Raw genomic sequence first — 15,254 nt, 5'->3', positions numbered from 1 at the left:
CGATGGAATCCCTGAGCTTCAGTCAAGGGAGGCTGGACACGGAGAAGGCCTTCAACCGCATGGCTTCCCAGTTTCCCTATGCGGCGATCGGGATGGCGATCCTGCGGCGGGCGATCAAAGAGAACGTTGGGTACAAACAAGTCCCGCCCCAGCACACCTCCACCATCGGCCGGCTCAAGTACGAAAAGAAATACGGCGTTCCCGTTCACGGTGCGGCGGCCCTGGTCATCGGCAGACGGGCTATGGGTTTTAGGGAGCGCATCACGCGCGAGGTTCGGGACTTCGTGCTTCGGGTGAAAGAACGGCGGAAACCGACGGGGAATCTCTTACCGAGGGAAGGAATCGGGATGACCCGGAAGGTCGAGGCCGCGCTTCAGGCGCTGGAGACGAAGCTTCTTCTGCACAACGGGCTTGCCCGCTGGCAACAAGAGAGTTTCTTCTCCTGCTGGCGCGACCTCAAAACGCTTGCTTTGGCCTTCCGGTGACTCCGTTTGGCCGGGTGTTCGGACAAACCCGGCAGGGCGAATCTGACAGATCGGTGCTCGCGGCGGCGGTTCTCGCCGCCTCTACCCCGGCGCACTCCGTTCTGCGGGTGAAGCGCGCACCCCGTGAGTCCGTGCAGGCGAGTCCGGGATACAGGGAAGGAAGACCTTCCCGTGAGCACCCCGGGTGGGACTCCCGGGCCCAGACCCCGATTTTCGAAAGGAGGTGACTGCCTGGTTCGGCGGGGTCCCTGCCTGAAATGAAATTCAGGTAGGTTTTACGAACCAGGCACCCCCATGACCCAAGAACGGATCGTCCTCGCCTACTCCGGCGGGCTGGACACGTCGGTGTCGATCAAGTGGCTGGAAGAAAAATACGGCTACGATGTCATCGCCCTCACCCTCGACCTCGGGGAAGGAAAAAACCCGGACGCCCTTCGGGACAAGGCGCTCCGCGTCGGCGCCGTCGAGGCGATCGTCCGGGACGCGAAGGCGGAGTTTGCCCGGGACTTCATCCTCCCGGCGATCCAGGCCAACGCCCTCTACCAGGGCGTCTACCCCCTCATCTCGTCCCTCTCCCGCCCCCTCATCGCGAAGCACCTCGTCGAGGTCGCCCGGGCCCACGGCGCCACGGCCGTCGCCCATGGCTCCACCGGGAAGGGGAACGATCAGGTCCGCTTTGAAGTGTCGATCCAGGCCCTCGCTCCCGGGATGAAGGTCGTCGCCCCCGTCCGGGAGTGGTCGATGACCCGGGACGAAGAGATCGCCTACGCCAAAAAGCACGGCATTCCGATCCCCGTCGACTTCGACAACCCGTTTTCCATCGACGCCAACATCTGGGGCCGGACGTGCGAGGCCGGCGTCCTCGAAGACCCGTGGGTGGAAGCGCCGGAAGCGGCCTACGCCTGGACCAAGGCGCCGGAAGACGCGCCGGATCGGCCGGCCGTCGTCGAGATCGGCTTTGAGGCCGGCGTTCCGGTGAGCTTGGACGGCACGCCGATGGACCCGGTCGCCCTGATCGAGGCTTTGAATGCTCTGGGCGGCGAGCACGGCGTCGGCCGGATCGATCACATCGAAGACCGTCTCGTCGGCATCAAATCGCGGGAAGTCTACGAAGCACCGGCGGCGACGATCCTCATCGAAGCCCACCGGGCGCTCGAGTTTCTCACCCTGCCGCGGGAAGTGCTCCACTTCAAGCCGATCATCGAGCAGCAGTTTGCCCGGCTCGTCTACGACGGCCTCTGGTACTCGCCGCTTCGGGAGGCGCTCATGGCCTTCATCGCCGAGACGCAAAAGCCGGTCACCGGCACCGTCCGGATGAAACTCTACAAGGGGACGGTCAAGGCCGTCGCCCGGAAGGCGCCCCGGAGCCTGTACAACGAAGCGCTGGCCACCTACTCCAAAGGCGACGCTTTCGACCACCGGGCGGCGGTCGGCTTCATCCAGCTCTGGGGCCTCCCGACCAAAGTCTTCCGGGAAGTCGAAGGCGGCCGTTTCGCCGCCGACTTCCCGGCGGCCCCTGCGGCTGCAAGCGGCATCCAAACGCTGCCCGGCGGCAACGCTCAGGCCGGCGCCGGGACTTCAGGCGATGCGGTGTCCTCCGGCAAGGCACCGGCTGCGGCGGCTCCGGCCGGGGATGTCGGCGACGCCCGCTGATCGCCGCGCCGCCCGACGCGAGGTGTACGGGCGCCCTTCCTCCGGCGAGAAGGGCGCGCGATCCGTCGCTCGACCGACGAACGCTCGGACGTCGACCGCTTTTGCCGGCGCTGTTTCGTTTGCGGAGACGTTTGACGCCGAAGGCGCTTTTCGCGAAGACGGTTTACGCCGATGTCGTTTCTTTCGCCGAAGGCGTTAAAGGAGGAGTTCGATGCAGGCCGAACGGCCGAAGACCGGCGACCGCTTCGAGGACGCCTCCGCCGGCGCCGGAGCGGTTCCGCCGGCCGGTGCCGCGCCTGACCGCGCGGATGCGCCGAACGCCCGCCTGTGGGGCGGTCGGTTCGAGGCGGAGACGGACCCGCGGGTACACGCCTTAAACGCGTCGATCCCCTTCGACCGGCGCCTCGTCCGGGAAGACCTCGAGGGGAGCCTCGCCCATGCGACGATGCTCGGCGAGACCGGCATCATCGCGCCGGAAGACGCCGAGGCGATCATCGCCGGCCTCAAGGCGCTCCTTGCCGACGCGGAGGCAGGGCGGCTTTCGTTTCGCCTCGAGGACGAAGACATCCACATGAACCTCGAACGCCTGCTCCTCGAACGGATCGGCCCCGTCGGCGGGAAGCTCCACACCGCCCGGAGCCGGAACGATCAGGTCGCCCTCGACCTGCACCTTTTTGTCCGGCGGCAGGCGGAAGCCGTCGTCGAGAAAATCCGCACCCTCCAGCGGGCCCTCCTCCATCAGGCGGAAGCCCACGTGGAGACGATCCTCCCCGGCTACACCCACCTAAAGCGCGCCCAGCCCGTCTCCCTCGCGCATCACCTCCTCGCCTACGTCTGGATGCTCGAGCGGGACGTCCGGCGCTTCCGCGCCGCTCAGACGGCCGCCGACGTCTCGCCCCTCGGCGCCGGCGCCCTCGCCGGGACGACGCATCCGATCGATCCCCACCGGACGGCGGCCCTCCTCGGACTGGCCGGCATCTACCCCAACAGCATCGACGCCGTGAGCGACCGGGACTTTGCGCTGGACTTTCTGTACGCCGCCTCGATGCTGATGATGCATCTTTCGCGGCTGGGAGAGGAGATCGTCCTCTGGGCGTCGGACGAATTCGGCTTCGTCGAACTCCCGGACGCCTTCGCCACCGGCTCGAGCATCATGCCGCAGAAGAAAAACCCCGACGTCTTCGAACTCACGCGGGCGAAAAGCGGCCGCGTCTTCGGCCACCTCTTCGCGCTTCTCACCGTGCTGAAGGGCCTTCCCCTCGCATACAACAAAGACCTGCAGGAAGACAAAGAAGGCCTCTTCGACACCGTCGACACCGTCCACCGGGTGCTGGACGTCCTCGCTCCGGCGGTCGAAACGCTCCGCTTTCGCTCCGAAGCGATGCTTCGGGCCGTCCGGGAAAGCTATGCCAACGCGACGGAGCTTGCCGACTACCTCGTCCGGAAGGGCGTGCCCTTCCGGGACGCCCACGCCGCCGCCGGGCGCCTCGTCCGTCTCGCCGCCGATCGGGGGGTGCCCCTGGAAGGCTTGCCGCTCGAAGATTTCAAGGCCGTCTCGCCGCTCATCGGTCCGGACGTCTACACCGTTCTCGATCCCGTCGAAGCCGTCCGGCGGCGGACGAGCCCCGGCGGCACCGGTTTCGACGAAGTCCGCCGCCAGCTCGCTCAGGCCCGGCAGGCTGTCGACGGGCCGGCGCCCGGCGCTTTTCCGGCCGGCGCTCCCGTCGCCGACGGCCGCTGATGCCGAACGTTCCGGTTCGCCGTCGCGGCGCTTGAAGAACGCTTTGCCGGCGCCGAGCCCTCAGGCGCCGAAGCGGCGAAAGTCGCGAAAGAACTCTTTCAAAAACGCGAGAAACGCCTCTTCCGCCGGCGTCCGGGGCCGGGCGGTGTCGTAGGCGATGCCGACGGAACGGCGGATCGGCGGGTCGACGATCCGCACCTTGACGGCGCTTCGGGGCACGTTTTCGATCAGGCTGACCTCCGGCAGGACGGCGACGCCGAGGCCGGCGGCGACGAGCCCTTTGACCGTCTCCATCTCGTCGCCTTCAAAGGCGACCTTCGGCTGGAAGCCGGCCGCTCGGGCCGCCTCGTCGACGATCGTCCGGAGGAGCATGCCCGGCCGGAAGAGGATGAACGGCTCCTCCTTGAGCGCCGCGAAGGGAAGACCGCCTTCCCGCGCCGCTCGCTCCGTCAGGGGGTGATCCGCCGGGAGGAGCGCGACCATCTCCTCGTCGAAGAGGACGAATCCGGAGAGCTTCCGGTCGCCCCGGGGCGGCGGCGTGACGAAGGCGAGGTCGAGCGCCTGGGCCGCCACCTTTTCCAGGAGCTCCTTGATCATCCCCTGGTGCAGCTCGAACGACGTCTGCGGGTGCAACCGGCGGTAGGCCGAAAGCACCGTCGGGAGCATGTAGCTGGCGAGACTCGACGGAAAGCCGAGACGGATCCGCCCCGTCTCGGGGCTCACGAGGCTTTCGAGCCGCCGGCGGGCCGCCTCGATCTCCCGGAGAACGTTTTCCATATGTTCCAGGAGCACGCTTCCGGCGGCGGTGAGCCGGACCCGGCGGCCGTCCCGGACGAAGAGGGCGACGCCGAGTTCGTCCTCGAGGTTTTGGATCTGGCGGCTTACGGCGGACTGGGCGACGTTCAGCGCGTAGGCCGCTTCCGTCACGTGTTCCCGCCGGGCGACTTCGACGAAGTAGCGGATCTGGGTGAGTTCCATCGCCGTGCCCCTTTCTCATTGACCGTCTTTGTCTTTTCTTTTATGCTAACATCGGGGCGAGAAAAGAGAAAAAGAGGGAAGCCGGTGAAAAGGGTTTCCTTGATCGAAAACGCGCCCCAAGCGGTCTTCGATGCGGTGATGGGCAGAAGGTGAGCCGATGAACGCCAAGGAAATGCGATCGGACGTGGGTATCGCGTCCAATCGGATCCCGTTTCTTTTGTTGGTCGTCACGAATTTCTTTGTCGGCGGCATGGTCGGCCTCGAACGATCGGTTCTGCCGCTTCTGGGCGAGCGGGTCTTCGGCCTCGCTTCGACCGGAGCGGCCCTTTCGTTTATCGTGAGTTTCGGCCTGACCAAGGGCGCGGTGAATTTGTTTGCCGGGGCCCTCGCCGACCGCTACGGACGAAAACGCATTCTTCTTTTCGGTTGGGGGATCGGGTTCTGGGTTCCGGTCCTCATCATTACGGCGCCGTCGTGGACGGTCATCCTTCTCGCCAACGTCCTCCTCGGCCTTCACCAGGGGCTGACGTGGTCGATGACGGTCAATATGAAGCTCGACCTCGTCCGGCCGGAAGAACGGGGCACGGCCGTCGGCTTGAATGAATTTGCCGGCTATCTGGGGGCCTCGGTGCTGGCGGCCCTCTCCGGGTACGTCGCGATGGCGAAGGCGCTTCGGCCGGAGCCGTTTTATTTCGGCTTTGGACTGGTTGCGGTTGGGTTCCTCTTGTCGCTGCTTGCCCCCGACACGGCGGCCACCGCCCGGTCGGCAGGCGGCTTTGGTCCCGGGATGTCCCTGGCCGAGGCTTTCCGCCGGACGACGTGGGTCGACCGACGGCTCATGAGCCTCTCCTTTGCCGGGTTGACGACCAATCTTAAAGACGGCCTGGCGTGGGGGATCTTTCCGCTTCTCCTCGCCCAAAAAGGGCTGGACCTTGGCACGGCGTCGCTGATCGTCTCCGCCTATCCGGCAGCGTGGGGCCTGTTTCAGCTTCTCACCGGCCCCTTAAGCGATCGGATCGGGCGTAAGACGCTGATCGTCGGGGGCATGGCGGTGCAGGCGGCTTCCCTCTGGGCGTTTTTGGGGGCGACGTCGGTGGCGGCGCTCGGGCTTGCCGCCGTCCTCCTCGGCATCGGCACGGCAATGGTCTACCCGACCCTCCAGGCGGCGGTCGGGGATCGGGTAGCGCCGGCTTGGCGTGCCTCCGCCCTCGGCGTATACCGCTTCTGGCGGGACGAAGGTTACGCCTTCGGCGCCTTGCTCGGCGGTGCGCTGGCGGATGTGTTCGGGCTTCGGATGTCGGTCGGCCTGATCGCCTTCCTGCCGCTTCTTGCGGCGGGGCTCGTCGCGCGGTTCGATCGGGAAGAACGGGGCTGACATCGCCCCGCCCTGGTCCCCTTCTGCCTCGGAACCGGACGTTCGCTTCAGACGCCGGCGCCGGTTCGGAATGCTTTTGTTCGTGGTGGCTGGAACTTTGGGTGTATCTGAAGCTGTGGCAACTTCAATTGTAAACTACATTCTTACAGATGACACAATTGTATCCATAATTTATTTCTAGCTGCTCTTCTTTTCTGCAGAGTTGATGCAATACAGCCCATTAAATCGAGATGTTCCGGGCGCTCTGCACGGTTCAGCCGACGGACCGAAGCGACGTGCTGGACCTGTTCGACCGTTCAATGCTCAATCAGGAAAGCATCGAGGCGCTCAATTCCTTCATCGAGGCGAGCCCGGATGCGTGCGCGCTCGTCGCGCACCGTCATGAATAGTCTCTTTGTTTCATTAATTTAAACTACTTAACCATACATTCCGTTCATCGTGATCGCACTGATTTTGAAGTTCTACGGGATCGCGTCGCCTTACGTCGTCGCGCTTCTCATCGCCGTCGTTTTCAATGTGGGGGTCATGAAGCGGCGACGACGGCTATGATGCTGTTTTGGCCATATGGCCCAAATCCGAGTGTTCTATTGACCGGTTATTTTTTTTATGATATCCTAAACTACAGATTCCGCCAAGATCAAAAAACCTGGTACATAAGACGGCATCGAGAAGGCGAACGAAACATGGATCTTTGACGGTGCAGGAGGGAGGAACGTTGGAAGCCCGTCGGAGGAGCGGGGGCTCGGCCGGGAACCGGCGTTCCTGGCGACGGAATCGGAGATCGCGAAGGTGCTCGCCGAGCTTCGGGCGCGGAATGTTCGCCCGCCATGCGGAAGTCGGAAAGATCAACCGCCGGACGTCTCCCACGTGTCCTCAAGAGGCCTCTTTTCGTTCATCGCTTGCCTTCGCCGACGGTATCGGCATTACGAGACGCAGGGGATGTTCTTTCCCGATTCCCGGCTCATCGTCACCGACCCCGAGCTTCGCGTCATTGCGGTCATTCATCCGGTCAACCTTCTTGCCCTCGAGGGCAAGGGTGGGGAACGCGCGGACGAACGGAGGCGCATTTTGCCTTTCGACGCTTTTCCGGAATTAAAGCCGGGAGACGCGCTCGATGAGGCGTCTTATGGCCTCAACGCTTTTGTTCTGGCGAAGCGCTCGCGTCGTCTCCGGGCCGTGCCCGGCCTGGTTCACACGTGTCCGCAGTTTTGACAGAGGTGGACCATGGTGGTACCGTTTGGCAGTGAACCTGTGTAATCCTGTGATTGAGATTGTAAAACAAAACAAACGTGGATGGGTGATTAAAAATGGCGTATGCTGTGAGTTTACTCGAGTTACCAGAATTACGAGTTGATACTGATCCTTTTGCGATTTACGGTTTTAACTACCGCATTTTGACAGATTTCTCTTTCCGCCAGGAATTCGCACGCGAACCCGGTACAGTCCTTGCTCGCTTCGGCTTGACCTGTGACGGAGGGGTAAAGGCCGAGCTTCCTCCCAGCCTGTCGGGGGAGGAGCTGGACCTGCTAGGGCTCCTCGCTGACATCGCACAGAAGCGTGGGATCATCGGGCAGGAGGAGATCGAGCAGACCCTAGCCGATGCGGGCTATCTGCAGCCCGCTCTGGCGGTTCTGATTTTGGTCGTGGCCGTGGCCGTCTATGTCGTCTAAACGGGTGTAGGAGCGGGGCGCGGGCAGATTGGCAGTGCTCCGCGCCCGCGTTTAGTTTAACGTTTAGTTTAAAATGAAAAATTGGAACAGAGGTGGAAGTATTGATTCCCGCTCTATTTTCTATTTTTCTTGATTACAAATGCAATTTTGCCTGCGCCCACTGTAGCGTGGGAAGCAACCCTCGACGGTCCTTTCCAATGTCTGACGACGTTTTGGATCGGGCTCTCATGGGGATCCGCCAGATCCCCACGGCGCGTGTGGTCGTCTTTACTGGCGGTGAGTCCACCCTGCAAAAGTCCCGCCTACTCCGGGGCATCCGCATGGCCCACGAGGTAGGATATGTCACACGGCTGGTCTCGAACGGCTGGTGGGCCAAGTCCCCCGAGCTGGCCGAGGCCTGGGTGGCGGAACTTAAGGCAGCAGGCCTCGACGAGCTCAACACCAGCTACGATGATTTCCACGAACCCTTTGCGCCCCCCGATATCATCCCTAACCTCATACGAGCCGGCCTTAGAGCGGGGCTCCGATTGGGCGTGGGGGTCATCGTGGACGCTAGGGCAAGGTGGAACGCCGAAAGCATCAAGTCCTTCGCGGCGAAAGCCCTGGGCATGTCTGTGGCTGAACTGGAGAGACAGGTTGTCTTTCTTGAGGATTATCCTACGCCCTCGGGTACTGGACGGCTTCTTCAGGTGGAAGACATTCCTGAGCCCGTGGATAAAATCAACATTCCGTGCCCAGCGATAGTGAGGACCATCTCCATCCACCCCGACGGCAGCGTGAAGGTCTGCTGTGGCCAGTCCATGTTCGAACACAGCGATCTCACTATCGGCAACTTGCTTGAGGTTCCCCTGCTCGAATTGATCGAGGCCGCTCGCCATAACCTCATGTACTGGTGGATTCACATGCTCGGACCTAAGCGGATCCTGGATAGGATCGGTGTCTCGGGCCACTACACGAGCATCTGCCACGCCTGCCAGGTGCTGTTCACCCGGTACCGGGATCAGGCGATTCAGTACCTGATCGAGCATCGGGACGAGGTGCTGATGAAGGACGTCCTCATGAGCGACGCGATCCCGCTTCAGCTCAAAGCTGTGGCGGCACGGAGGGCGATGCTACCGGATGCTTGAGGTTCACTCGGTCACAGTAGGATACAGATCTCGAACCGTGCTGCACGAGATCGAGCTCAACCTTGGTCCGGGTTTTCATGTGCTCTTGGGCCCGAACGGCGCCGGCAAGACCACCCTCTTTCGGGTGCTGGCCGGTGTGCTGCGGCCATGGCGGGGTGAGGTGCGCATTGAAGGGAGAGATTTGGCGCGTGATCTTTCGGTGCGTACCAAAGTCGCCTACGTTCCGCAACGAGACACGCTCTACCCCTCGCTGACGGTACGCGACAATTTGTTCTTTTTTGCCCAGATGCACGGTCTTTCGGAGGATGTGGCACGGCAGCGTGTGAGCGAAGTCGTGGAAGAGTTGCAATTGGGGGAGTTCTTGACGCAGGCCGCGGGCACCTTAAGTGGCGGTCAGAAGCGCCGGGCCAACCTGGCCCGGGCGCTTCTCGCCACCCCTCGGGTGCTGCTCCTGGATGAACCCACCACGGGTCTCGATCCGATCTTGGCGCGCAGCGTGCGCCAGCTGCTTCAAGGGTTGGCCCGAGAGGGCCAACTCATCCTAACGGCTACCCACAACCTGTACGAGGCAGCCGAACTGGCGGAAGCGGTGATCCTCATTCACCGCGGACGGATCATCCACCGAGGTTCTGTGGAGGATCTGAAGGGTCGTTTGGGTCTGCGGCGCGTGGGTTTCCGTACGACAGGAGATCCTCGCCCCGTGTTCGCTCAACTGGGACTTGAAAGCCGTCTGGAGGGAGGACTTTGGGTCACGGAGGTGTCTGAGGAGGAACAGGTGTCCCGAGCGGTGTCCGCTTTAGTCACATCAGGTTTGTCCGTCTTGGAGGTGAGAGAACTTGACAACCCCCTCGAATCACTCTTCGACGCCCTCACCGCCGAGCGCCTTTAGGGTGCTCAGGGCATATTTGTGGCGGACGTGGCGAGAAGGAGGTCGGACGCTCCTTAAAAGCTCACTCTTCTTCAGCGTCCTGTTGGTCGCTGTGGTGCTTTCGATTTTCCTCATACCCAACCTGCTTACAACGGCGACGCGTCAGTCGCTGGAGTTTTATTCCAGACACTACTTCGGCTCCTTGCCCGATTCCCGAGTGGCCTGGGCGGCTGCATTTCTCATCATCGAGGGGCCCTTTTTTGTCGCCTTCCTCGCCTCTTTCACGGCAGCCAATATTCCGCTGAACATCATCGGCAGCGAGATCAACCGCGGCACCATGGAGCTTCTGTTGGCGGCGCCTATCCGGCTACGCACCCTCGTGTTGGCCATGTTCACAGCCTCGTTGAGCTTTGCCGTAGCGAGCTGGGCGGTTCTGTCTTTCGTGACCCTCGTCCTTTCCTTCTTTACCCTCTGGGGCATGGGAATCAGCCAGTTGATGCCCGAGCCGACCTACTGGGAGAGCGCCTTTCTCTTGCCGCTGAGCCTCGCCATACTCGCGGGCCTTCTTTCGGTATTGCTCCTTCTTCTGTTTCCGTCGCTGGCCCGCTTCCGTACGGGAATGCTCGTCACCCAGAACCCTGTCATATTGATCGCGGCGTCGCCCGCCGTTTTCAGTTTCTTGGTGATCACCCTTCGACCGGACGTGTCGCCGGTGCGGGTGGCGTCCTTCGCCATCGTCGGCTCTTTGATTTTGAGCGGTCTTCTCGTCTTGGTGGCTCCGCTTCTGGTCCGGGGGGAAACCCTGCTCCACGAGGAATGAGGCCGCACACGCGGCGTGGAGGTGGGGTAGGCGCAAGGTATAAGCAAAAAGGTGCTTACGGAACGCGAACGAGAGGCACAAAGATTTTGATATGGGTTGAGAGGGAGGGAGGGATGTATTCATATTTTCCTTACTTGGCCGACAAACCCCTCTTTCGCCTTTTCTATCGAGCAATTGAAGTGCTCACGAGTAGCGCGATGGTGCTTTTTTTGGTGAATCGTGCGGACGGCGGTTGGGGAGAGGGCTTGGCGGGGGCAGCGCTTCTTGTTTTTTATACCTTTATCATTCTTTTCTCGGTCATTTCGATACGGCCGGAAATATTGAAAAGAGAGTATCATTTCTCTTTCTATCGTATGAGCCGAACAAGCGATGAATCGTTTTACCGCAGCGTGCTGTGGGAGGACGTTGCGGCCCGCTGGCTGTATCACCTTCCCAGTCGCTTTCCTTTTATGGTCGGCTCGATGAGCGTCATGGGGATGCGGGCCATTCCGCTATTGATGCTCGGTGATTCGTTGGCCCTGGCCGCCTACATGCACCGGGCGACACGGGGGCTGGGAGGAACCGCAGGGCTTCAAACGCTGCGGACGGTACTCAAAGGCATCCTGGAACGGGGAATCGTCGGCTTTTTTGCTTATGGGATGGGGGTTCTGATCGCCCGTTTCCTTGAACTCGTCCGAGGGGTTATGCTGCATCGGGGGATTTCGCTCGAGACGTGGCTCGCGGTCGAGGCGGCCGTTCGCTCCGAAGGGAGGCGCTTCCTTGAAGCGTTTTCGCTTTCGCCTTCCGCCGTGACGGCGTTTGTGGAGGGGCCGATGTGGATCGGAGCGCTTCTCTTCGTCCCGGGACCGGTGCTTCTCGCCGTCTTTTATTCCACGCGATTTCAGATCGAGCCCGCTGTAAAGACATTTCGGATGCCGCGCTTGATCGTCGAACGTTGCCTGTCGGCCGAGAGGACCGCGCATCGGTCCGAGGGGGCTTTCGTCTTGGACCGGCTCCGCCTGTTTCGTCGTCAGGACCGGCTCACTCATCCCTGGTGGATGTGGGGGGCACCGACGGGTTTCGTCGCCGCTTTGGCGTTTCTCCTACCGCTCCTTGCGCTGGCCCACAACCCGTATGTGCGCGCGTTTTTGATCTTCATTGTCTTTTTCATTGCGTTACAAAGCGTGGCCAATGACATTCAGTTCGATTTTCGGGATGTCTTCTACTATCGCTCCGATCTTCGCCGTCTTCCGCTCTATCATCTTCTCGGCGTGGAGCGGCCGGAGACGTTTTTGCGGAGCAAGATGGAACTTCTCTCATGCCTCGTGCGGCGCATCGCCGGAGTGCCGCTCGTGATTCTGGGAACGGTGGCGTTCATTTTTCTCGGGGTTCGCGCGGTGATCCTCGGAGTCGTTGCCGCGTTCGTCTTTCGCGCTTTTCTCAAGGGCGCCGTGTTTTGGGCCGCGTCCATTCCGTATCGGAAGTTTTTGCTGGCCTTTCATTTGAAATCGTTTCGCCTCCGTCCACCGGAGGAAGAGCGGATTGATGAGCAGTTGTTCCAGATCGTCGTTGACTATCCGCAAAGGGTTCTCGTCTATGCTTCGATCTTCGGAAGCCTGGTCGTCGCCATGTTCGGGCTTGTTCGGGGCGCGGGGTGGCTCGTTTACGGCTTGGACTTCTTCGGGATCTGGACGCTGTTTTTGACGTTCCGGTTCCGGGAGGCCTTTGGGGTTAACCCGGAACGGGAGAAGAGGGCGTCGCTTCCATTCTGGCTTTCGGCGACCGGGACGTCGCTCTTCGTCTTCGGGATTGGAACCGTCGGCGGGTTTGCGGTCGGCGGGGCTTTGGGAGAGATGAGTGGCGTTTCCGATTCGCTTTTAGAAACCGCCCTTCCATGGAGAACGGTGCTTGTCAACAATGGTCGGGTGGCGCTTTTGCTCTTTGCTTTGGGGTTGGTGAGCTTTGGTTTCGGGGCGCTCCTTGTTCTCCTCTTCCAAGGCTTTGTGCTCGGGGGGAGCGTGCGCATCGCGGTGGATGCCGTCGGCTGGGAGATGGTGTTCCGGTAGGTTTTGCCCCATGCTTTTTTGGAGATCATGGCCGTAAGCCTCATCGCCGCTGCTTCCTTTATCGGATTGCGCGTACTCCGATCCATTCGGCAAGAGGGAAGGCTTTCCGGCGAGCGTTTTAGAAGCTGGCTTCAGGAAGTCGCGTGGGCTCTTTTGCTTGGGGCGATCCTTCTCACCGTGGCGGCGTTTGTGGAAGCGTATGTTTCTTCTCGGGGGTGAGGGAAGGTATGTCAGGACAGCGTCATCTGCTTGTCCTTCGGGATCTTGTCTTTTCTTACACGACCGACGGAAGTCCGCCGCTTTTTGAGGGCCTGAACTTTGAGATCGCTCAGGGAGAAAAAGTTCTTCTCGTTGGGCCGAACGGGTCCGGCAAGACGACGCTCCTCAATCTTCTGGCCGGGCTGCTTGAGTCCTACCACCCTCGCTATCAGGCGTTCTGGGCGGGGAAGCCAGTCCGCCTGCAGGAAATTCGCCCCGAGATCGCTTACGCGCCGGATGAAGATTATCTTTTCGACGAGCTTACGGCCGAGGAGCACATCGAGGTGTTCCGGGCGCTCTGGACGGTTCAGCCGACGTACCGAAGCGATGTGCTGGATCTGCTCCGGCGATTCGGGCTGGACGAGATCACAAAGCCGGTGGAACGGTACTCTCGCGGCATGCGTCGGAAGCTCTTCCTGGCCCTCATCCTCGCCCGCCGCGCCTCGCTTTATCTTTTGGATGAGCCGTTCAACGCGCTCGATCAGGAAAGCATCGAGGCTCTCATTTCCTTCATCGAGGCTAGCCCGGGCGCGTGCGTGCTCGTCGCGCACCGACCGCCGGAGGCCCTTCGGATGGACCGCGTCATCGATATTCGAACGTTCGTGCGGTCTGACGCTTCTTCCGCCCGAGAGCATGCATGGGAAGGGGATCGGACATCATGAAAAGTCTCTTCGTTTCCTTCTTAACTCTACGTTCCGTTCATCGTGATCGCGCTAATTTTGAGGTACTACGGGATCACGTCGCCTTACGTCGTCGCGCTGCTTATCGCCGGTATCTTCATCGTTGGCGCCATGGAGCGGCGACGCCGTTTATGACGCTAACCATAAATCGGGTGTGACGGAGATTCCATGTAGGCGCATATCAATTTCTGCGAGTTATGCATTTCTTCCAAATCGGGTCGTGTTCTTGAAGCCCTCGTCGCACACCCGGCGCCGATTCGGAATGGACCTGCGAATCGGCGCCGGTTCGTTTTGGGGCGCTGGATTGGTTTCGTTTTGGCCCTATGGCCCAAGCCGAGTGTCCTATTGACCGGTTATTTTTTTTCATGCTATCCTGACTGCAGATTCCGCCAAGCCCCAAAAAATTGGCGCATAAGACGGAGTCGAGAAGGCGAACGAACCAAACGAACGATCGGGCGGCGCAGGAGGGAGGACCGTGGAAAGCCCGCCGGAGAAGCGGATCCCCGGCCGGGAACCGGCGTTCCTGGCGGCGGATGAGGAGATCGCGTAGGTGCTCGGCGATCTTCGCAGGCGGAAAATTCGACCCCATTGCGGAAGTCGGCAGGATCGGGCGCCGAATTTTCCCGTTCCGAACTCGGGACGCCTCTTTTCGTTCATCGCTTGCCTTCGCCGACGGTATCGGCGTTACGAAACGCTCGGAATGTTCTTCCCCGACGTCGGGCTCATCGTCACGGATTCCGATCTCCGCGTCGCTGCGGTCATGCATCCGGCGCCGGGAGGAAGAGGCGGGGAACACGCAGACGAAGGCGCACGGTCGTTGCCCTTCGGCGCATTTCCAAAGTTCAATCCCGGAGATGCGCTCGATGAGGCGTCTTATGGCCTCAGTGCTTTTGTTCTGGCGAAGCGCTCGGGCCGCATTCGGGCCGTCGCCGGCGCGGTTCACACATGTCCGCGGTTCAAATGGATGTGGACCGTCGCGGTTCCGTTCGGGAAGGAGCCGCTGGGATATGTGGGCTTATTCTTTTCGACGTATCGAGATCCGTACGGATACGCGAGCTGGCTGATCGAAGTGACGGAGCAGATCGAGCGGGAACTTCAGGCAGGAGGAGGGGAAGCGGACCGGGGAACGTTGTCGGAGAGCGAAACGGAAGGAGAAAGAGCGGGTTTCTTGGAGAAGATGCTTACGGTGCGCGAACGTGAGGTTCTCGACCTCGTACTCGAAGGGCTAAGCGATGAGGCCATGGCCCAGAAACTTCACATCAGCGTCTGGACGGTCCGGACCCATCGGAAAAACGTGTATCGAAAACTCGGCGTCAGCACATTGCGGGAGTTAGTGGGGAAAATGAAAGGGTGGGGCGTCGGCGAGGGAAAATACCTCGTTTGAGGTATTTACACTTCGCTTCAACTTTGGTAAGTAAGTAAGCAGAAGTCGTGTCCGGTATCATGTGTAAAAACGGATGGTCCAGGTAACATAAAATGAGCCATCCGGCCCTCTTTGGTAGAATGTGAGACGGAGAAGAAACCACTTCACCAGGAGGGATACCGGATGGCTCA

The 15,254-nt window shown here is 61.2% G+C and carries 15 protein-coding genes and 1 pseudogene; 15 read left to right on the top strand and 1 reads right to left on the bottom strand.

Annotated elements, in window-relative coordinates:
• From SA87_RS08200 to argH, 3 genes and pseudogenes are all read left to right on the top strand, one after another.
• A pseudogene (locus SA87_RS08200) lies at nt 1-485 on the top strand (IS200/IS605 family accessory protein TnpB-related protein); the annotation flags it as partial.
• A gap of 294 nt (nt 486-779) precedes the next feature.
• Complete coding sequence (locus SA87_RS08195) at nt 780-2,138, top strand: argininosuccinate synthase (RefSeq protein ID WP_082718250.1); 1,359 nt, start codon at nt 780-782, stop codon at nt 2,136-2,138.
• Nucleotides 2,139-2,349: 211 nt separating this feature from the next.
• Nucleotides 2,350-3,879, top strand: coding sequence for an argininosuccinate lyase (gene argH, locus SA87_RS08190; RefSeq protein ID WP_082910514.1), 1,530 nt, complete (start codon nt 2,350-2,352; stop codon nt 3,877-3,879).
• Nucleotides 3,880-3,939: 60 nt separating this feature from the next.
• On the opposite strand, the gene gltC is transcribed toward argH, so the two are convergent.
• Entirely contained in the window at nt 3,940-4,857 is a 918-nt protein-coding gene (gene gltC, locus SA87_RS08185; RefSeq protein WP_066201903.1) for a glutamate biosynthesis transcriptional regulator GltC, read from the bottom strand.
• A gap of 184 nt (nt 4,858-5,041) precedes the next feature.
• Here gltC and SA87_RS08180 point away from each other — a divergent pair, with 184 nt between their 5' ends.
• From SA87_RS08180 to SA87_RS08135, 12 genes are all read left to right on the top strand, one after another.
• Nucleotides 5,042-6,232, top strand: coding sequence for an MFS transporter (locus tag SA87_RS08180; RefSeq protein WP_409359819.1), 1,191 nt, complete (start codon nt 5,042-5,044; stop codon nt 6,230-6,232).
• 70 nt (nt 6,233-6,302) lie between these two features.
• Nucleotides 6,303-6,413: a circular bacteriocin, circularin A/uberolysin family gene (locus tag SA87_RS14050; protein ID WP_245637686.1), complete on the top strand. Its 111-nt coding sequence runs from the start codon at nt 6,303-6,305 to the stop codon at nt 6,411-6,413.
• 49 nt (nt 6,414-6,462) lie between these two features.
• The gene (locus tag SA87_RS14045) at nt 6,463-6,621 is read left to right on the top strand and encodes a hypothetical protein (RefSeq protein ID WP_245637685.1); all 159 of its coding nucleotides are present in this window, start codon (nt 6,463-6,465) and stop codon (nt 6,619-6,621) included.
• A gap of 550 nt (nt 6,622-7,171) precedes the next feature.
• The gene (locus SA87_RS08175) at nt 7,172-7,444 is read left to right on the top strand and encodes a hypothetical protein (RefSeq protein ID WP_156423520.1); all 273 of its coding nucleotides are present in this window, start codon (nt 7,172-7,174) and stop codon (nt 7,442-7,444) included.
• 95 nt (nt 7,445-7,539) lie between these two features.
• A complete protein-coding gene (locus tag SA87_RS08170; protein ID WP_066201889.1) occupies nt 7,540-7,902 on the top strand; it encodes a hypothetical protein in 363 nt (120 codons plus the stop codon).
• 92 nt (nt 7,903-7,994) lie between these two features.
• Nucleotides 7,995-9,029, top strand: coding sequence for a radical SAM/SPASM domain-containing protein (locus SA87_RS08165; protein ID WP_211258038.1), 1,035 nt, complete (start codon nt 7,995-7,997; stop codon nt 9,027-9,029).
• A 37-nt stretch (nt 9,030-9,066) separates the two neighbouring features.
• Nucleotides 9,067-9,918 (top strand): ABC transporter ATP-binding protein, encoded by an 852-nt coding sequence (locus tag SA87_RS08160; protein WP_211258039.1) that lies wholly within the window; start codon nt 9,067-9,069, stop codon nt 9,916-9,918.
• 82 nt (nt 9,919-10,000) lie between these two features.
• Nucleotides 10,001-10,717 carry a hypothetical protein gene (locus tag SA87_RS08155; protein ID WP_169816939.1) on the top strand — a complete coding sequence of 239 codons (717 nt, stop codon included), beginning with the start codon at nt 10,001-10,003 and terminating at the stop codon, nt 10,715-10,717.
• A gap of 389 nt (nt 10,718-11,106) precedes the next feature.
• On the top strand, nt 11,107-12,762 hold the full coding sequence (locus tag SA87_RS08150) for a stage II sporulation protein M (protein WP_169793281.1): 1,656 nt from the start codon (nt 11,107-11,109) through the stop codon (nt 12,760-12,762).
• Between the two features lie 3 nt (nt 12,763-12,765).
• On the top strand, nt 12,766-12,981 hold the full coding sequence (locus tag SA87_RS08145; RefSeq protein WP_066201872.1) for a stage II sporulation protein M: 216 nt from the start codon (nt 12,766-12,768) through the stop codon (nt 12,979-12,981).
• Between the two features lie 8 nt (nt 12,982-12,989).
• Nucleotides 12,990-13,682, top strand: a complete 693-nt coding sequence (locus SA87_RS08140; RefSeq protein ID WP_066201869.1) for an ABC transporter ATP-binding protein — start codon at nt 12,990-12,992, stop codon at nt 13,680-13,682.
• A gap of 718 nt (nt 13,683-14,400) precedes the next feature.
• Nucleotides 14,401-15,084 carry a LuxR C-terminal-related transcriptional regulator gene (locus tag SA87_RS08135; RefSeq protein WP_156423390.1) on the top strand — a complete coding sequence of 228 codons (684 nt, stop codon included), beginning with the start codon at nt 14,401-14,403 and terminating at the stop codon, nt 15,082-15,084.
• Nucleotides 15,085-15,254 lie beyond the last annotated feature (170 nt).

Source organism: Hydrogenibacillus schlegelii (genome assembly GCF_001653195.1).
Classification (GTDB): domain Bacteria; phylum Bacillota; class Bacilli; order Thermicanales; family DSM-22653; genus Hydrogenibacillus; species Hydrogenibacillus schlegelii.
The sequence above is the reverse complement of the archived record's forward strand: the minus strand, read 5'-3'. Positions and strand labels throughout refer to the sequence as shown.